The organism is Ruminococcus sp. AM42-11 (assembly GCF_003480145.1).
Classification (GTDB): domain Bacteria; phylum Bacillota; class Clostridia; order Lachnospirales; family Lachnospiraceae; genus Blautia_A; species Blautia_A faecis.
In genome coordinates this window covers 32,638-50,977 of sequence record NZ_QUIO01000025.1, presented here as the reverse complement: position 1 = coordinate 50,977, position 18,340 = coordinate 32,638, and the positions used below count along the sequence as shown (strand labels likewise).

Annotated in this window: 14 protein-coding genes; 13 read left to right on the top strand and 1 reads right to left on the bottom strand. The window is 44.0% G+C overall.

The annotated features are described in order from the left end of the window. The first annotated feature begins 207 nt into the window (after window positions 1–207). From DW904_RS14755 to DW904_RS14720, 8 genes are all read left to right on the top strand, one after another. Window positions 208–846: a Crp/Fnr family transcriptional regulator gene (locus tag DW904_RS14755; RefSeq protein WP_118582027.1), complete on the top strand. Its 639-nt coding sequence runs from the start codon at window positions 208–210 to the stop codon at window positions 844–846. Window positions 847–1,015: 169 nt separating this feature from the next. After that, window positions 1,016–1,906: a ribokinase gene (locus DW904_RS14750; RefSeq protein WP_118582024.1), complete on the top strand. Its 891-nt coding sequence runs from the start codon at window positions 1,016–1,018 to the stop codon at window positions 1,904–1,906. A 428-nt stretch (window positions 1,907–2,334) separates the two neighbouring features. After that, window positions 2,335–3,318, top strand: coding sequence for a D-ribose ABC transporter substrate-binding protein (locus DW904_RS14745; RefSeq protein WP_118582021.1), 984 nt, complete (start codon window positions 2,335–2,337; stop codon window positions 3,316–3,318). Window positions 3,319–3,489: 171 nt separating this feature from the next. Further along, window positions 3,490–4,077 (top strand): DUF2291 family protein, encoded by a 588-nt coding sequence (locus tag DW904_RS14740; protein WP_173718359.1) that lies wholly within the window; start codon window positions 3,490–3,492, stop codon window positions 4,075–4,077. 14 nt (window positions 4,078–4,091) lie between these two features. Continuing rightward, window positions 4,092–5,630 (top strand): sugar ABC transporter ATP-binding protein, encoded by a 1,539-nt coding sequence (locus tag DW904_RS14735; protein WP_118582015.1) that lies wholly within the window; start codon window positions 4,092–4,094, stop codon window positions 5,628–5,630. A 19-nt stretch (window positions 5,631–5,649) separates the two neighbouring features. Then, window positions 5,650–6,696 carry an ABC transporter permease gene (locus DW904_RS14730; protein ID WP_118582012.1) on the top strand — a complete coding sequence of 349 codons (1,047 nt, stop codon included), beginning with the start codon at window positions 5,650–5,652 and terminating at the stop codon, window positions 6,694–6,696. Window positions 6,697–6,799: 103 nt separating this feature from the next. Then, window positions 6,800–7,201 carry a D-ribose pyranase gene (gene rbsD / locus DW904_RS14725; protein ID WP_118582009.1) on the top strand — a complete coding sequence of 134 codons (402 nt, stop codon included), beginning with the start codon at window positions 6,800–6,802 and terminating at the stop codon, window positions 7,199–7,201. A gap of 104 nt (window positions 7,202–7,305) precedes the next feature. Then, window positions 7,306–8,304: a LacI family DNA-binding transcriptional regulator gene (locus DW904_RS14720; protein ID WP_118582006.1), complete on the top strand. Its 999-nt coding sequence runs from the start codon at window positions 7,306–7,308 to the stop codon at window positions 8,302–8,304. A 229-nt stretch (window positions 8,305–8,533) separates the two neighbouring features. Here DW904_RS14720 and thrH read toward each other — a convergent pair whose 3' ends face one another. Beyond that, the gene (gene thrH / locus DW904_RS14715; protein ID WP_118582003.1) at window positions 8,534–9,139 is read right to left on the bottom strand and encodes a bifunctional phosphoserine phosphatase/homoserine phosphotransferase ThrH; all 606 of its coding nucleotides are present in this window, start codon (window positions 9,137–9,139) and stop codon (window positions 8,534–8,536) included. A 530-nt stretch (window positions 9,140–9,669) separates the two neighbouring features. On the opposite strand from thrH, the gene DW904_RS14710 reads away from it, so the two are divergent. The 5 genes from DW904_RS14710 to DW904_RS14690 all read left to right on the top strand — a co-directional run bounded on the left by DW904_RS14710 (window position 9,670) and on the right by DW904_RS14690 (window position 18,317). Then, window positions 9,670–11,352: a phospho-sugar mutase gene (locus tag DW904_RS14710; RefSeq protein WP_118582000.1), complete on the top strand. Its 1,683-nt coding sequence runs from the start codon at window positions 9,670–9,672 to the stop codon at window positions 11,350–11,352. Window positions 11,353–11,531: 179 nt separating this feature from the next. Beyond that, entirely contained in the window at window positions 11,532–11,741 is a 210-nt protein-coding gene (locus DW904_RS14705; RefSeq protein WP_118581997.1) for a hypothetical protein, read from the top strand. Window positions 11,742–12,257: 516 nt separating this feature from the next. Further along, the gene (locus DW904_RS25765; RefSeq protein ID WP_118581994.1) at window positions 12,258–13,760 is read left to right on the top strand and encodes a DUF4186 domain-containing protein; all 1,503 of its coding nucleotides are present in this window, start codon (window positions 12,258–12,260) and stop codon (window positions 13,758–13,760) included. A 100-nt stretch (window positions 13,761–13,860) separates the two neighbouring features. Next, window positions 13,861–15,009, top strand: coding sequence for an exonuclease SbcCD subunit D (locus DW904_RS14695; RefSeq protein ID WP_118581991.1), 1,149 nt, complete (start codon window positions 13,861–13,863; stop codon window positions 15,007–15,009). Then, the gene (locus DW904_RS14690; RefSeq protein WP_118581988.1) at window positions 15,006–18,317 is read left to right on the top strand and encodes an AAA family ATPase; all 3,312 of its coding nucleotides are present in this window, start codon (window positions 15,006–15,008) and stop codon (window positions 18,315–18,317) included. Before DW904_RS14695 ends, DW904_RS14690 begins: the two co-directional genes overlap by 4 nt. Window positions 18,318–18,340: the final 23 nt, after the last annotated feature.

Genomic DNA, 18,340 nt, shown 5'->3' with positions numbered 1-18,340 from the left:
TTTTTATGAGATATTGTTATTGATGTAATTGTTTGTGATTTTTGAGGGAACTATGTATTTTTTACTGCCTTGTTATTTCTTTAACATGGCTTTAGTATAACCAAATTTTGAAATAAAGTCTGTTGCAAATACAACAAAATGGTGTAAGATATAAGAAATTATTTTTTGAACATGTTCTGGATAAATTGATAGAAAGGGATTGTAGAAATGACACCAGTGACACTTTTTTCATACATAACTCCTGAAGAACAGGAACGTATGCGCATCTGTTTCGATATGCATGAAGCAGTCTATCGGAATAATGAGACTGTGATGGAATATTCCAGTTCCATGAAAAAAATAGGTTTGATCCTGGAAGGTCAGGCAGTTCTTTATTGCATTGATGAAGATGGAAATCAATATATGATAGATAACCTGAAAAAGGATAGTGTTTTCGGTGAACCATTCCTTTTACCTGAAGAATCCCAGCACTATTATGTCTGTGCAAAATCCGAAACAAGAGTGCTGTTTATCGCCTATGAGCATGTGATTAAACGCTGCGAAAATGCCTGTAAATTCCATAGTCAGCTGGTAAGCAACCTGCTTCAGATGATTGCCCTGCGTGCCAGCCAGCAGGCCAGTCGGATTTATGTGCTGTCAAGAAACAGCATCCGAAAGAAGATCATGACCTATTTAAATTCCATTGCCGCAGAAAAACAGACGAAAACTGTTATTTTGCCCATGTCCTACACCACTCTTGCCGAATACCTTAGTGTAGACCGCAGTGCCATGATGCGGGAGATGAAGAACCTGGCAGATGAGGGGATTATAGAACGGGATGGGAAGAAATTGCGGATTTTGGATTGAAAATAGAGTGGGATATATAATTTTTACCAGTAAACGGTAACATTCTGATGGAAAATGTAGTTGACGAGAAGAAGTTTGTACAACATAATAATAGAAGTATAGATGCTGTCATCTGAAAAGGTTTGTGGGTGGCGGCATGAGGGAGAACAAACAAATTGGAGGTTTTTACATGAAAGTACTAAATTACGGTTCATTAAACGTAGACTACGTGTATTCCGTAGATCACATCATTGTAGGCGGTGAAACCCAGCATTCTTCCAAGCTGGAAGTTTTCAGCGGGGGAAAAGGCTTGAACCAGTCTATTGCACTGGCGAAGGCTGGGGTGCCGGTTTATCATGCGGGAATCGTGGGAACAGATGGAGATATTCTGTTGGATGCTTGTAAGGAAGCTGGTGTAAACACCAAATATATCCGCAGACTTCCGGTAAAGGGTGGTCATACCATGATCCAGGTGGACAAAAATGCCCAGAACTGCATCATTTTATACGGTGGAACCAACCAGATGCAGACAAAGGAATTTGTAGATGAGGTTCTTGCTGATTTTGGAGAGGGAGACTATCTGATCCTGCAGAATGAGATCAATATGCTGGACTACATTATTGACCAGGCTTATGAGAAAAAGATGAAGATTGTTATGAATCCGTCACCTTTTGATGACAAGCTGAGCACCTGTGATCTCAGTAAGGTTTATCTGTTTCTCGTAAACGAAATTGAAGGTGAACAGATCACTGGCTGCAAGGATAAAGATCAGATCCTGGATGCCATGGCTGCGAAATTTCCTAATGCACGTTTCGTGCTTACACTTGGAAGTGACGGCGCTGTTTATTACGATGGAAAAGAAAAAGTTTTCCAGGACATTTTCAAGGTAAAAGCCGTGGATACCACAGCGGCGGGTGATACATTTACAGGATATTTCATTGCTGCAGTCATCGAGGGCAGATCCATCCAGGAGGCGCTGAGAATGGCTGCAAAGGCCTCCTCCATTGCTGTTTCAAGACCAGGCGCTACACCGTCCATTCCGAGAGCGGATGAAGTGAAGAAAGAGCTGGGAATGTTGTAGATTTCAAATTACATAAGCGTGTATCTGTGTGTGGCAGTCACCAAAGTCCATGTTTGCATGAGACCTTGGTGACTGCCTTATTTTTGCAGAGAACAGGTCTTATTCACCAGAGCTGTTGCCTGGCTCTGGATAGTCTTGGCAACCGTCTCCATAACGCGCAAAATTTATATTATGTTTTACATACTGCTTATAAATGTTTATATAAACGTTTACATAAACGCACTAATGGATGGTTGGGAATACATAGATTTTATAGTAAAAACTTACTAAAATCACAACAAAAACCTTGTGCATTCATACAAAATAACACATAAAACTAAAAAGATTATTGAAATATTTATGCAAACGTTTATAATCAAATTATCAACAGTTCGGAGAGAAAACCGAACAAAAACAGATCTTAATTATATTTCAAGGAGGACGTATTTATGAAAGCAAGAAAAGCAATGGCATTGGCTATGACAGCAGCGATGGTTGGAGGTTTAATGACAGTTCCGGTAATGGCTGAAGAGAATGCAGAATTACTTCCAGGCGGCGGAAGCAAGATCATTTACTGTATCACACCTTCCACATCTAACCCATTCTTCAACACAGAGCAGGTAATTGCGAAAGAAAAAGCTGAAGAACTTGGATACGAAGTAAAATGTGCTTCCCACGATGACGACGCTGCTACACAGCTTGAGCTTTTCGAAGCAGCTATCAACGATGGCGCAGCAGCAATCATTTGCGATAACGCTGGTGCAGATGCTTCCATCGAAGCAGTTCAGAAAGCATATGACGCTGGAATCCCGACTTTCCTTATCGACCGTGAGATCAACCAGTCCGGACTTGCAGTAGCACAGATCGTTGCAGATAACGCACAGGGTGCAGCAGCAATCGCAGAAGTATGGGTTGAGGCTATGAACTACGAAGGCAAATACGCAGAGCTCCTTGGACTTGAATCCGATACAAACTGCCAGGTTCGTTCTGATAACTACCATTCTGTAATTGATGAGTATGAGGATCTTGAGATGGTAGCTCAGCAGTCCGCTAACTGGGATCAGACAGAAGCTTATGAGAAGACAGAAGCAATCCTTCAGTCCAATCCAGAGATCACCGGTATTATCTGCGGTAATGACACAATGGCATGTGGTGCTGTTCAGGCTTGCCTGGATGCAGGACGTAACGACATTAAGATCATCGGTCTTGACGGATCTGACGAAGCAAACGCTTACATCAAATCTGGTGACATGGTTGGTACCGCTCTTCAGCAGATCGCTCTGATCACTGAGATGGCAGTTGAGCAGGCAGACGCTTACCTTAACGGTACAGCTCCGGAAGAAGAGAAACAGCTTGTTCCTTGTGTAGCAATCACAGCTGACAACACAGATTGCCTGAACGCATTTGTTTACACAGAACCAGAAGCTAAATAATCTGGCTGCCAGGAAACAGATTTTATAAAAATGAACGAGTGTTTGAAAAATTATTCGCACAATCTGCATGCCCCGCTTTGTGGTATATTTTGCAGAAAGTCTTTTTAAACACGCTTTGGAAGGCGGTGCGCCAGCGCCGCCTTTTATAATAGAAAGCAGGGAGAGATGATTATGAAAAGCAGAAGAATTTTGGCAGTTCTGGCCGCATGTACAGCAGTAACCTTTACCGGCTGTGGTGTTGTAACTGTAGTACCCATTGGCGAAGAAGCTTCTTATACAGGAAAACAGGAATTTGATTCCGCAGCAGAGTCCCAGGGTGACTGGGGAGCCGTTGTAGCGGACATTTCCGACAAGGCACAGGATCTTTCTGAATTATTAAATGGTGATGGCATTACAGAAACAATTGCAGTAAAAGGCACAGGAAAAATCAAAGAATACAATACAGACACCCCGAAACATTATCTGATAGTAGAACTGGATGGATATACCGGAACTACAGAGGTTCAGGTCCGGACAGATGGACCGAACTCCAGTACCGCCATCCGTGACCTTCAGTCTCTGAAGAATTTTGAAAGCTTTACCAACCAGACGGAATGGTCAAGCTATGGAAAAGAACTGAACAAGCAGGCGCTTGCACAGGTAATTGACCCACTTGGAATCGACGAAAATGTAGTTGGCAAGACTGTTACATTTACAGGCGGCGCAGAAGCCGGTACAGATGCAGTATCTGTTACAGCAGTTGAGCTGACGATTGAATAAAAGGAGGAAGCATTATGTTTGATGATCCGAATGTTGTTCTCCATTGTGAAAAAATTGATAAAATTTATCCCGGAACCAAAGCTCTGGATCAGGTTTCCTTCGATCTTCTGAAAGGAAAGGTAAACGTTCTGATCGGTGAGAACGGTGCCGGAAAATCCACCCTGATGAAGATGATTGCCGGAATCGAGCAGCCTTCAGCAGGTAAGATGTACATGGACGGCCAGGAGGTTTACTTCAAGGATACCAATGCAGCCCGTGCAAAAGGTATCGGAATCATCCACCAGGAACTTTCTCTTTTCCCGAATATGACAGTTTACCAGAATATTTTTATGGGACATGAGAAAAAGAAAGGCTTTTTCCTGGATGACAAGGCCCATTCAGAGGGTGCGAAAAAAATCCTGCAGCGTCTGGAACATGAAATTCCACCGGAAACCATGGTCGGAGATCTTCGTGTAGGACAGCAGCAGATGGTGGAAATTGCACGAAACCTGAACCAGGATGACTTACGTGTCCTGATCATGGATGAGCCTACGTCTTCTCTTTCTGCCGCAGAGGTTAAGGTACTTTTCAAGATTATGAGAGAGCTTCTGGAAGCCGGAATTTCCATTGTATATATTTCCCATCGTCTGGAAGAAATCATGGAGATTGGCGATCACGTTACCATTCTTCGTGATGGAAAATACGTTGCAGATGCTGATGTAAAGGACATTGAGCTCAGCTGGATCGTAGAGAATATGGTTGGAAAGAACACCCAGTATCACCGGTTTGAGAGAAGCATTGACCTTTCCAAACAGCCGAAGGTGCTGGAAATTAGGGATATGTGCCTTCCGAAAAAAGGCGGCGGCTGGACTCTTGACCATGTAAGCCTGGATCTGAAAAAAGGCGAGGTCCTTGGTGTTTACGGACTTCTGGGAGCTGGACGAAGCGAGCTGTTTGAGTGCCTGATGGGACTTCATCCGGAGCACACCGGTGATGTACTCTATGAGGGCAAAAAGCTAAATATCAAAGATGTTGCCGCCCAGATCAAAAACGGTTTTGCTCTTGTACCTGAGGATCGTCAGAGCCAGGGTCTGATCCAGACTCTTGACATCGGCAAGAATACCGCTATTTCTTCTATGAAAGATTATGTAAAAGGTCTGTTCCTTGACGAGAAAGCAGAGAATGCGGCAGTTGACGAGCAGATCAAGGATATCCATATTAAAGTGGCGGACAAGAGACTTCCAATCCTGTCACTGTCCGGTGGAAACCAGCAGAAGGTTGTAATCGGCAAAGGACTTTTGACCAAGCCGAAGATCTTACTTCTGGATGAGCCTTCCCGTGGTATTGATATCGGTGCGAAGACTGAGGTCTTTGAGATCATTCACGACCTTGCGGAAAAAGGACTTTCCATTATCGTTATCTCATCTGAGCTGAAAGAGATCATGGCAATCGCAGACAGGATCGTTGTATTGTCAAATGGCAAAAAGACCGGCGAGCTGACCGGAGATGAGATCACAGAAGACACACTTGTACGTACATCTTATGCCGGACTTGGAACCGGAAGAAATGCGTAAGCCGGGGAGGAGCAGAACAATGAATAACAAAAAATCAAATAATAATCAGTTGTTAATGACACTGTTAAAAGGACGTACCTTTATTGTACTGGTACTCCTGGTCATCTTTTTTACCATTGTAAAAGGAACCACATTCCTGTCAGCATCTACACTGACCATGGTTGCCAAGCACGTAGCCCTGTATGGAATCCTTGCACTTGGTATGACCTTCGTAATCATTACCGGCGGTATTGACCTTTCCGTTGGTTCTGTAGTCGGACTTGTTGGTATGCTTGCCGGTGGTATGATCCAGGAAGGTATTACACTGAAATTTGCAGGTGTAACCCTTTACTTCAGCGTTCCGGTAATCATTATTACCATGCTGGTTGTTGGATGCATCATCGGTGCAGTCAACGGCCTTATTGTAACAAAATTAGGTGTAGCACCATTTATCGCTACCCTTGGTACCATGTATATCTGCCGTGGTTTTGCAAACCTTCGTTCCAACGGTGCAACATTCTCTGATATCAAGGGCTATGACGGACTTGGCAACACAGGCTTCAAGATCCTTGGAAGCAATATTGCCGGCATTCCTACCGGTGTTTATATTTTCGCAGTGCTTGCAATTATTTCCGTTATCATCCTGAAGAAGCTTCCATTTGGATGGTATGTACTTGCAGTCGGCGGCAACGAGAAATCTGCCCGTCTTTCTGGTATCAAAGCAGACAAGATCAAAATTATCGTTTACATGATCTCCGGCTTCTGTGCAGCTTGGGTTGGTATGATCAACACCGCACAGCTTTCCGCAGCACATCCTGCATCTGGTGATGGCTGGGAAATGAACGCCATCGCAGCTACCGTACTTGGTGGTACTTCCATGAGCGGTGGTTCCGGAACCATTATCGGAACTGTAGTCGGTGCATTTGTTATCGGTGTTATCAATGATGGTATGACAATGTGTGGTGTATCCGAGTTCTGGCAGAAGGTTATCCGTGGTCTGGTTATCATCCTTGCAGTCGTAATCGACCAGACACAGAGAAATCTTCAGGCGAAGATGGCACTTCAGGCAAGAAACGAGAACAAATAATTAGGTAACCAACAAAATCTTTCTTAATGTTAAAATAATTTGAAAAGTTGAAAAAAATCCGAAAAAGATTTATAGTAATAATCAGAGATGCAGGAGGAATAGCATGAAAAAATCAGGGATTTTAAATGCCCAGCTGATCCGTTGTATCGCAGAGCTGGGACATAAAGATCTGTTTATGATCGGTGATGCAGGAATGCCCATTCCAAAGGGCGTGGAGATTGTAGACCTGGTTGTATGCGGAGGGGTTCCCATCTTTAAACAGGTGATGGATGCAGTGCTGGCGGAGACAGAAGTGGAAGCCTACACCATTGCAAATGAGATTGAGGAAAAAAATCCGGAGCTTCTTGCATATATTCAGCAGAGCCTTCCTGAGGCAGAGGAGAGCAGAATTGATCATGTAGATCTGAAAAAGATGTCTGCACAGTGCAAATTTGCAATCCGTACAGGTGAGTTTACACCTTATCCGAACATAATTTTAAGAGCGGGAGTTGCGTTCCCGGCATAAAATGATCAGAGAAGACGCTGCGAATAACAGGTGATAGCTTGTTTTTGCAGCGTCTTTTTTTCGCAGATGTATGGCATTATTTTACCGACAGAGGAGGAACTAAAATGAAAGTGAGTGTGAGAAAAATCAGTGAGATCACAGGATTTTCTCCGGCAACTGTTTCAAATGCACTAAACTACAAAAAAGGCGTGAATGCTGAGACATCTGCGAAGATTTTTAAAGTGGCGCAGGATCTTGGGTATTTTGAGGAAAATCATATCCGTAAAATAAAATTTGTCATGTTTAAGCGGGATGGTGCTGTGGTTGAGGATTCTCCCTTTTTTATCCAGCTGATTTCCGGGGTGGAACAGGAATGCCGCGCCTGTGGAATGGAAATGCAGATGTGTAATCTGGACAAAAGAGATCCTGGATATCAGGAACAGGCGAAGTGGATCATGAATGACAAGGCGTCGGCCGTGATCCTTCTGGGAACAGAGATGGTGGATGCGGACATTGACCTGATCCGCGGAATGACCTGTCCGTTTATTGTGATTGATTACTGGAAAGAGGATATGAGCTTTGATGCCATGCTGATCAATAATGCAGATTCTGCGCGTATGGCTACAGAGTATCTCATTGCCAATGGGCATAAAGAGATTGGTTATCTGCGGGGAGATTTCAGGATCAAACCTTTCCGGTCTCGTTTTGCAGGATATCAGACAGCACTGCAAAAGGCGGGACTTCCCCTGAATAAGGACTATATTTTTACAATGGCAACTACCATCGACGGTGCTTACGAAAATATGAAGCGGTACTTGTCTGAGAAGGTGAAGCTGCCTACAGCTTTCTTCGCAGACAACGATATGATCGCGCTGGGGGCTATGAAGGCTATGGCAGAGTTTGGAATCCGGATTCCGGAGGACATATCTATTGTGGGATTTGACGACCTTACTTTTTCCTCAATTTCTTATCCGCCTCTGACCACACTCCGGGTGCCGAAGCAGGAGATGGGAAGAGCTGTTGTAAGGCGGTTGCGGGATATTCTGAAAGATAATGACGGGATTAAGATCAAGATGCAGATGTGTACGCAGTTTATTGAGCGGGAAAGCGTGAAGAAGATATAAGAGGTACACAGTTGGGCAACTTATATTCCACACAGGTCGGTGCCGCGCTCCGGTGAACTAACGGTCAACTCTGGCTAAGACGTTCGGGAAAGCCCTCACGCCTAAGTCTATGCAGGTTGTGGATTTTACCTTCGCTAAGAGCGCACCTGAAATGACATGCTTAGGAATAGCAGTTGCCCAACTGCTATGTATTGGCGGAAACTGGATGGAATCCAAGTTTTACTTTACATTAATTTTTAATTGCCTTCATAATTGCGTCATACAGCTCGTCATATGTTTCATAAGCCGGAATCTCCGGATATTCAGCCTTGATCGCATCCGTGCTCTTGAACAGGAATCCTGCTTTACTTGCCTGGATCATGCCAAGGTCGTTGTGGCTGTCACCGCTGGCAATGGTGTCGTAGCCGATGGACTGCAGGGCTTTCACAGTGGTATATTTGGACTTTTCGCAGCGCATTTTGAAATCAGTAATTTCGCCATTTTCGCCCACTACCAGTGTGTTGCAGAAGATGGTAGGATAGCCCAGCTTTTTCATAAGAGGACCTGCGAACTGGGAAAAGGTGTCACTGAGTATGATAACCTGAGTCTGTGCTCTTAATTTGTCCAGAAATTCCCTGGCGCCTGGAAGCGGGGCGATCTTGGCGATGGTCTCCTGGATTTCTTTCAGACCAAGACCATGCTCTTTCAGAATGTTCAGGCGGTATTTCATTAATTTATCGTAATCAGGCTCGTCTCTTGTGGTTCGTTTCAGCTCCGGAATGCCGGTTTCTTCGGCAAATGCGATCCAGATCTCCGGGACAAGCACACCTTCTAAGTCTAAGCAGACAATTTCCATAATCTCCTCCGTTCCGCAGCTGTAAAGATTGCTGCAATTGAATTTTATAGTGTTTTTCAAATCTCAATGACAGATAAAGGGAAAGCAGTTAGGATGGTTGCTTTCACACACTATCTTATTATAGCGTAAAAAAGCCGAGAACGCTATACCTAAATTGACAATGTGAGAATGGAATGTTCCCTGTGGTTACTGTTCACTCCGTGACCAGTAACTCGCTTCGCGATGCACAGAAAAACGAACCTTCTTGTGACAAGCACAAGAAGTAGCGTTTGCTGCGCAAACTTAATTCTCGGGTTTTCTGTGAACTTTGTTCACAAAAAACACCTCGCGGAATGTTACCAGTGAACAGTAACTCCCTGTGAACTGCGGCTGAAATGTATAATTGTCGGAAATTAGTGGAAAACAGAGAAAAAATGTCTGGTAGAAATTTGTTGCTTATATTGCCGTTTCGTGAAAAATGTGGTATATTATTAATATCTGTAGTAATATTCGACAAAATAAATAGAATAATAATGGCAGGAGTGGTTAAAATGTATAACGAAGAGTACAAGCGCTGGATGGCAGCGGATCTCGAGGATGCAGATCTGAAACCAGAATTATCTAAGATTGAAGGAAACGACGAAGAAATTAAAGATCGTTTTGCAGTAGCTCTGAAATTTGGTACAGCAGGACTCCGTGGAGTTCTTGGAGCAGGTACCAACCGTATGAATATCTATGTAGTGCGTCAGGCTACACAGGGGCTTGCTAACTGGGTGAAGACTCAGGGCGGCACTCAGACCGTTGCAATCAGCTACGACAGCCGTCTGAAGAGTGATATATTTGCGAAAACAGCAGCAGGAGTTCTGGCTGCCAATGACATTAAGGTCAGAATTTATGATGCATTAATGCCTGTACCGGCCCTTTCCTTTGCGACACGCTACTATGAGTGCAACGCGGGTATTATGGTTACCGCATCTCATAACCCTGCTAAATATAATGGATACAAGGCTTACGGCCCGGATGGCTGCCAGATGACAGATGATGCTGCAGCTATCGTTTATGATGAGATCCAGAAGACAGACATTCTGACAGGCGCGAAATACATGTCCTTTGCAGAGGGCGTTGAGGAAGGTCTGATCCGCTTTGTTGGTGATGACTGCAAACGTGCTCTTTACGATGCAATCGAGTCCCGCCAGGTTCGTCCAGGCCTTTGTAAGACAGCAGGACTGAAGCTGGTTTACAGCCCGCTGAATGGTTCCGGACTTGTGCCGGTAACCCAGATCCTGAAGGATATCGGAATCACAGATGTAACGATTGTTCCGGAACAGGAATACCCGAACGGCTATTTTACCACATGCAGCTACCCGAACCCGGAGATTTTCGCAGCGCTGGAGCAGGGACTGAAGCTTGCCAAGGAGACAGGAGCAGATCTTATGCTTGCTACTGACCCGGATGCAGACCGTGTTGGTATTGCCATGAAATGCCCGGACGGTTCCTATGAGCTGGTAAGTGGTAATGAAGTGGGAGTTCTTCTTCTTGACTATATTGCAGCTGGCCGTATCGAGAAAGGCACAATGCCGAAGAACCCGGTTGCAGTGAAATCTATCGTTTCCACACCTCTTGCAGATGCAGTTGCAGAGCACTATGGTGTAGAGCTTAGAAGCGTACTTACCGGATTTAAGTGGATCGGTGACCAGATCGCACAGCTTGAGGCTGCTGGTGAAGTGGACCGTTTCATTTTCGGATTTGAAGAGAGCTATGGATACCTTGCAGGACCGTATGTACGTGATAAGGATGCCATTATCGGATCCATGCTGATCTGCGAGATGGCTGCATACTACAGAAGCATTGGAAGCTCCCTGAAGCAGAGACTTGAGGAGATTTACGCACAGTATGGCCGCTACCTGAACAAGGTTGACAGCTTTGAATTCCCGGGACTCAGCGGAATGGACACTATGGCAGGAATCATGCAGAAATTCCGTGACAACCCGCCGGCAGATATTGCAGGCTACAAGGTAGTGAAGGTTACCGATTATAAGAAGCCTGAGGAGACCGGTCTTCCGGCAGCAAATGTTCTCATTTACAAACTGGAGAATAACGAGACAGTAGTTGTTCGTCCATCCGGAACAGAGCCGAAGATTAAGATTTATTATACTACACTGGGTAAAGATCTTGCAGAGGCAGAAGCTGAAAAAGAGAAGCTGGCTAAGGCATTGGAGCCGATGATGGCTTAAGCGAAGTATATAATCGTATAGTGAATAATCGCCCCTTGCGGAATGATTCCGCAGGGGGCTTTTTACGCTGTTTGTAAATTTTTTCTTTATTTGAAGTGAAAATCCCCATTAAGTTGTTGATTACAGTAAAGGGCAGACCATATTGTATAATGCCTGAAAAGAAAACGAGGTGACAATTTATGCTGACGCTGTTATTTATCATTTTAATGTTTGGTATATTTGGCAAAATGATCGGACTTGCCTTCCGCGCAACCTGGGGAATTACGAAAATCTTTTTTCGTCTGATATTCCTTCCCCTTGTCCTGATCGGATTAGTTCTGGGAGGTCTGATCTACATAGCACTTCCCCTTCTTGTGATAGTTGGGATTATCATGCTGGTATTGATGTAATATATTGATAGAATAAAAAATAGATGAAAATACAATCGAAAATATGTTCACTTTGCCAGATGACAAAAAGCGACAGATATGGTAGTATAGATACATCAACGAAAGAGAAATACGAAAAACACTTAAGAAATCTGAAATACGAAAGAAAGCAATAAAGCACAAAAGAATCTGAAAATACAAAAGAACTTAGAAGTACGAAAGTTCTGTGTTTCACCAAAGATTTGTAAATTACTAAAGATTCATAAGCCGCTAAAGATCAACCAAAATACCTAAGATCAATAAGAAAACGAAAGATTTTCGAAACACATCCGATAAAATTATAACAAGACACATCAGAAAAAATGGCTGGGAACTAGTTTCCCAGCCATAAATCATAACAATATCTAACCGATTCCCATTTATAATGACATCTACTCAGAGTAAGTTAAATTGGAAATTTATAGCCCTTTTACTTGAAATAATGTATACTGAAAGAATATGAAGACAAAAACGAAATAAAAATATCGGGAATATATAATGAATACACAAGATGCAATAGAACTTCTGGGGATTGTCCCAGAAGATGATGAAAGAGAAATTAAGCGAAAATATCATAAGATGATCAGCCGTTTTCATCCGGACTCATTGAATGAAGTAAGGGAAGCTCATATTCAGCGTGCACAGGAGATAAATGAAGCGTATCGGATACTGAGCCAGAGCGATAGTCGGGAAATGCAGAACGCATATGGAACGGAAGCTTATGGAACAGAGGCTCATGGCACAGACAATCATAAATCTGGGAAGAGGGAACAGCATCAGGAATGGTCTGGTGAATGGAACGAGGCTGCTTTTATACCAAGGAATATTTATCTGCACTATAGTATGAATCTTTCTGAAGAAGAACGAAAGGAAGCCCAGGGGAAACTGTATTATCAGGCTGCCTGTGGAAAATATATGTGGGATCCGGAGGAAGAGGATTTCGCGCTTTTTCTTACCAGTATTCGTCATGCAGCCGCAGCCCTCCTTGAGAGAACGGAGAATGCCGTAAACGCAGAAGACTTATCTTCTGTACCAGATTTGAAGGAATACCGTTTTCGCATCCAGGCGAAGCTGTTTGAATATCTTTCTATGCAATATGTGAACCCATTACTGGTTCTGGATTCCCTGATGAAACCAGAGAGCACAGATAGGAAAGGTCAGAGAATTTATCGGGTTAAAGCATTTCTGGCGGCAGAAGCCGCATCCCCGGAAGGCAGGCTTATAGCAAGCTTGCAGTCTGGCGAATATCTGTTTCCAAAAGCTTTCCATGGGAATCAGATTCAGCTTATGAATAAAGACAAACAGGTATTGGGGTATCTTCATATGGAAGAGGACCGGCTGTATTTTTGCATTATTCCTCTTCTGAAGAGGCATGCAGCGCAGGTGAAATTTCTGGTGCAGGAAGAAGGCGGTGGAACAAATGAAAAAAATGAAGGAATTAATAATACGACGAATAGTAGTAACTTTAGAAATAGCGGCAGAGGAATAAAGCGTGGAAACAATAAGCTGAAAGTTAATATAGATTTCTATTTTCGTTTAGAGGATGAGAACTATACGTATAATAGTTCAGAGCTTAATTTGAAAATTGCAGAAATATTGAATGGATATGAGAAGTATTTGCGAAAATATGATCCGGAACAGGACCAGTTTTGTGATCTGTTTGCCCGCCTGTCCCGCTCGAATTTTCGCAGTCGTTTTCATCTGAAGGACAAGGATATACAGTATATCCGGGAGAAAGGAATGGATACCATCCGCAGTCATGCCTCAGATTTTGTGCGAACACGTCTGGCTCCGGCTCAGATTCCCAATGATGGCAAACAGACTCCAATGCGCGGGCACCCTGTATTCCTGGCTCAGCATGCTACTGGCTGCTGCTGTCGGGGATGCTTGTATAAGTGGCATAGAATTCCAGCAGGAGTGCAGCTCACAGAAGAGCAGCAGGAATACATAGTAGATGTGTTGATGGCGTGGATTGAGAGAGAATATAACAGAAATGCATAGGGCTATGAAGTTGGTTTTATATATACAATCGGTAACATTAAGGTATATGAAATATATAGTTTAACAGGAATTTTGAGAAGATAAGAATGGGGAACGGTTTATGAGAATATTTCACTTATCAGATTTACACATTGGCTTGAAATTAATCAATCGTGATCTCAGAGAAGATCAGGAATATATACTGGATCAAATAATTCAGAAGGCCGCAGAGAAAGTGCCTGATGCGATCGTGATCGCAGGGGACATCTATGACAAAGCAGTTCCGTCTGCAGAAGCAGTGGAGGTGTTTGATCATTTTATCGGAAAGCTGCGAAATGCAGTTCCGGATTCTGTAATTATGATGATCAGTGGAAATCACGACAGTGCACCTCGTGTGAACTGTTTTCGGAGTGTGCTTGACCGTCAGAAAATTTATATGATCGGAATACCGCCTCAGACAGAAGAAGATCATATTGAGAAAGTGGTACTCCAGGATGAATATGGTCCGGTGAATTTTTATTTGCTTCCCTTTGTGAAGCCTTCCATGGTGAAGCTGATCACTGGCACAGACGAGAATGGAAATAATCTTTCTTACAATGATACGATTCACAGACTGATAGAACGTGAACAGGTCAACATAGACCAGAGAAACGTTCTGGTCAGCCATCAATCTATCTGCATGGGGGAGAATGCAGAAGAAATTGAACGAATGGACTCTGAGATCCGGACAGTAGGAAATATTGACCAGGTGTCAGCCGATATTCTGCAGAAATTTGACTATGCGGCACTGGGACATATTCATAAGCCAATGAAAGCAGGCGGCGAGTTTTATCGCTATTGTGGAACGCCGCTGGCATGCTCTGTAAGTGAAGCAGGTCAGAATAAAGGAATTATAATGGTTGACATAAAACAAAAGGGCGAAATCACTACAGAAGTAATTCCACTGGAACCGCTGCGCCAGATAAAGGTGATTAAGGGAGATTTAGAGAGTGTTCTGGCACAGCGCTGTAAAGATTATGTGACAGTAATTCTTACGGATAAGGTGGATCTGGACGTAATTGATATGCAGGATCGTCTGCGCCTGGCTTTTCCAGGGCTTTTAGAGATACGCCGTGAGACTGTGCGGCAGGCTGATTATACCAGACATGCAGACAGTGAGCGTGAATTGAATCCATTTGAACTTTGCTGCCAGTTCCTCGGAAATGCAGATGCGGAAGAGCAGGAAATTCTTCAGGAGGTTATCAATACAGTACAGGAGGTGGCGAAATGAGACCTGTGAAACTTACCATGCAGGCGTTTGGTTCCTACGGAAAACTGACACAGATCGATTTTCAGGAGCCGAATCAGAATCTGTTTCTTGTGACCGGAGACACCGGAGCAGGAAAAACAACTATATTTGATGCCCTTGTATTTGCTCTTTACGGTGAAGCCAGCTCCAGTACAAACAAGAAAGATGGTGTTGTACTGCAAAGCCAGTATGCAGAGTTGAACGTTGAACCATTTGTAGAGCTTGTTTTTTCCGAAGGGACAGGAGAAAATAGCCTGCTGTATACTGTCCGCCGTGTTCCCAGACATCTGAAGCTTCTGACCAGAGGGGCGGGGAAAAATACAGGAAGCCGTGAAGTACCGGGGGCTGTCAGCCTGATCATGCCAGATGGTACCGAATATCCACAGAAGGAAGCTGACAGCAAGCTGGGGGAGATCCTCGGTCTTACCAAAAGCCAGTTTATGCAGGTTGCCATGATCGCTCAGGGAGAATTTATGGAGCTTCTTCGTGCAAAATCTGATGATAAGAAAGTCATCTTCCGGAAGCTGTTTAACACTGAATTATACCAGAATATTGTGGACGAGCTGATGAATCGCAAGCGTTCCCTGGAAAAAGAGATTGCTCAGATCAAAACTGCATGTCAGACTGAAGCTGCCCATGTGGTAATTCCCCAGGAATATGACCAGTGGCAGGAAATAGAAGGGCTAAAAAAGCAGGTTTTGAATGGGGAAATTGTAGTGATGGATTGCTTTCTGAATCATCTGGGCGAGTTATGCAGAACACTGGAGAAAAGTGTGAATTTTACCTCGAAAGAATTACAATCCGCATCAAAACTCCGCGACGAAAAAAGGGATATCTACAACAGTTCCATTCAGCTGACGAATTTATATGCGCAGTTGGAAAGCGCTGAGGTTCAGCTTTCTGAATGTGGGAAAGTGGAAGCACAAATAGGGGAAAAGACCATTCTGTCAGAGAGAATTAAGAAAGCATACGAAATAAAAGGCGAATACGCACGCTGTCAGGATGCCTTGCGTAATATGCAGACCTGTGAGAGTGCCTTAAAGGAGCAGCAGGAACGAGCTCCTTTATTAAAAGAACAGTCACAATCTGCCATTCAGACAGCGAAGGCGGTGAAAGAAACGGCAGAGAAGGAGCTTAAGGCGTACACCACTATTTATGAGCGCGTGAATAAAGAAGTGAAGCTCCTTAAGCAGATCAAGGAAGCAGAAAAAAGTGTAAAAACCAGCCAGCAAAATCTGACCGCAGCGCAGACCGCAGACCGCAAAGCCAGAGAAGATCTGGAGAAAATGGAGAAGCAGGAAGCAGACTGGAGGGCTCAGTCAGAGAAGCTGACCGACACTAATGAGAAAATTGCTGTCTGGAAAGGGAAAAATCAGGAACTGGAAGTACTTGGTATTGAAGTACAAGAAACGGAAGATCTTCTTAAAGGTGTAGAAACACAGAAAAAACTGGCGAAGAAAGCACGAGAGACATACCAGAAGAATAGAATCAGATATGACGCAAAGAGCCAGGAATATGAGTCTATGCGGAGAATTTTTCTGGATGAGCAGGCTGGTTTTCTGGCGCGCGAGCTTCAGCCAGGGAAACCATGTCCTGTATGCGGTGCAATAGAACATCCGAATCCATGCATAGCTTCTACCCTTCATAGAGATCTCACCCGCGAGCAATTGGAATTGGCAGAAAAAGAAGTTTCTGAGCTTCGAAACAGGCAGGAACAGTCTGCCGGTGAAGCAAGGTCAGCCGTGGATATAGTTGCAGAAAAAGAACGACTTTTGGAAGAGACAGGAAGGAAGCTGTGCACGCGTATTTTAAATGATCATGAGCAGTTTCCGGAAGCAGGAATGCTGGAAGTATTTGATTCTTTAGGAGACAATATAAAAAATTTCCAGGAGAGCAGAAATTCAGAAGTCACTGGTGCAGCCCAGGATCAGATGGCGGATAACGAGTGTAATTGGAATGTATTGCTGAAGCAGATACAGACACTTCTTGGAACCTGGAAAACTTTATTACAGGAAGAGGGTACAAGACTTAATACAGCCCAGAAAACATTGCGTAATCTTCAGGATGCTCTGGGACAGGTAGAAGAGCGGAAGAAATCAGGAAAAACTGCCGTAGAGGAATGCGGACAAAAGCTAACTGAGGCAGCAGCGTCAGCCAAGAGCGCGGAAGCTCTTCTGAAGCAGTTGAATGATTCCCGGGAATATCCATCAGAAGAGGCGGCTATGACAGAGTTTAACCAGGCAAAAGGAAAATGGAAAGCTGCAGAAGCTGCTTCCAAGGAAGCTGAAAAGAAAGAAAAAGCGTCTTCTGAAGAGCTGGTTAACTGTACCAGCTTGATTAAACGATTTGAAGGGGAACTTCCAGATCACCAGAAGCTTTACCAGGAGCGGCAGGCCTTTTATCAGACTCTGATGAATGAGAAAAATATGACAGAGGCAGAATGGGCGGACATAGCAGAGAACTATACCCGTGAAACAGCGGAGCTTTTGCAAAAAGAAGCAGACAGCTGGCAGCGAAAAAAACTAGCCGCACAGACCACTGCAGAAACAGCTGGAAAAGCCATAGATGGCAGGAGCAAGCCGGATATGGAAGCTGCCAAGTCCCAGATGGAGGAAGCTGAGAAAGTACGGCTTCAGACTCAGACGAAACTGGAACTTTATAAAGAACAGTATAAAGCTGATAAAGAGGCATATGATATTCTTAGCCCTCAGATGGAGAAGCGAGGTAAGATTATTGAAAAGCATACCAAGCTGGAAACTCTTTATAAGCTGTTGTCTGGAAATATGTCCGGAAACCGTATGGATCTTGAAACCTATGTGCAGAGATATTACCTGGAGAAGATTCTTTATGCGGCCAATCGCCGCTTTGCGAATATGTCTGCCGGACAGTTTGAGCTTCGTATGGTAGACGAGGAGAATGCGGGGAAAGGCAAGAATCGTGGTCTGGATCTTATGGTATATTCTAATGTTACCGGCAAAGAGCGTGAAGTCCGTACCCTTTCCGGAGGAGAATCCTTTATGGCAGCCCTGGCATTGGCACTTGGAATGGCAGATCAGATCCAGGAGAGCTCTGCAGCGATACATCTTGATGTAATGTTTGTGGATGAAGGCTTCGGTTCCCTTGATGAGCATTCCAGAGAACAGGCGGTAAAGGTTCTTCAGGAACTGGCGGGAGGAAGCAAGCTGATTGGAATTATTTCTCATGTGACCGAGCTGAAGCAGGAGATTGAAGATCAGCTGATCGTCAGCAAAGACGAGAAGGGAAGTCATGTGAAGTGGCAGATAAGCTAGTACATCGAATATTAAGTAACTGC

Coding starts and splice junctions, on each gene's coding strand:
- DW904_RS14755 (WP_118582027.1), top strand. CDS start 208: ATGACACCAGTGACACTTTTTTCATACATAACTCCTGAAGAACAGGAA.
- DW904_RS14750 (WP_118582024.1), top strand. CDS start 1,016: ATGAAAGTACTAAATTACGGTTCATTAAACGTAGACTACGTGTATTCC.
- DW904_RS14745 (WP_118582021.1), top strand. CDS start 2,335: ATGAAAGCAAGAAAAGCAATGGCATTGGCTATGACAGCAGCGATGGTT.
- DW904_RS14740 (WP_173718359.1), top strand. CDS start 3,490: ATGAAAAGCAGAAGAATTTTGGCAGTTCTGGCCGCATGTACAGCAGTA.
- DW904_RS14735 (WP_118582015.1), top strand. CDS start 4,092: ATGTTTGATGATCCGAATGTTGTTCTCCATTGTGAAAAAATTGATAAA.
- DW904_RS14730 (WP_118582012.1), top strand. CDS start 5,650: ATGAATAACAAAAAATCAAATAATAATCAGTTGTTAATGACACTGTTA.
- rbsD (WP_118582009.1), top strand. CDS start 6,800: ATGAAAAAATCAGGGATTTTAAATGCCCAGCTGATCCGTTGTATCGCA.
- DW904_RS14720 (WP_118582006.1), top strand. CDS start 7,306: ATGAAAGTGAGTGTGAGAAAAATCAGTGAGATCACAGGATTTTCTCCG.
- thrH (WP_118582003.1), bottom strand. CDS start 9,139: ATGGAAATTGTCTGCTTAGACTTAGAAGGTGTGCTTGTCCCGGAGATC.
- DW904_RS14710 (WP_118582000.1), top strand. CDS start 9,670: ATGTATAACGAAGAGTACAAGCGCTGGATGGCAGCGGATCTCGAGGAT.
- DW904_RS14705 (WP_118581997.1), top strand. CDS start 11,532: ATGCTGACGCTGTTATTTATCATTTTAATGTTTGGTATATTTGGCAAA.
- DW904_RS25765 (WP_118581994.1), top strand. CDS start 12,258: ATGAATACACAAGATGCAATAGAACTTCTGGGGATTGTCCCAGAAGAT.
- DW904_RS14695 (WP_118581991.1), top strand. CDS start 13,861: ATGAGAATATTTCACTTATCAGATTTACACATTGGCTTGAAATTAATC.
- DW904_RS14690 (WP_118581988.1), top strand. CDS start 15,006: ATGAGACCTGTGAAACTTACCATGCAGGCGTTTGGTTCCTACGGAAAA.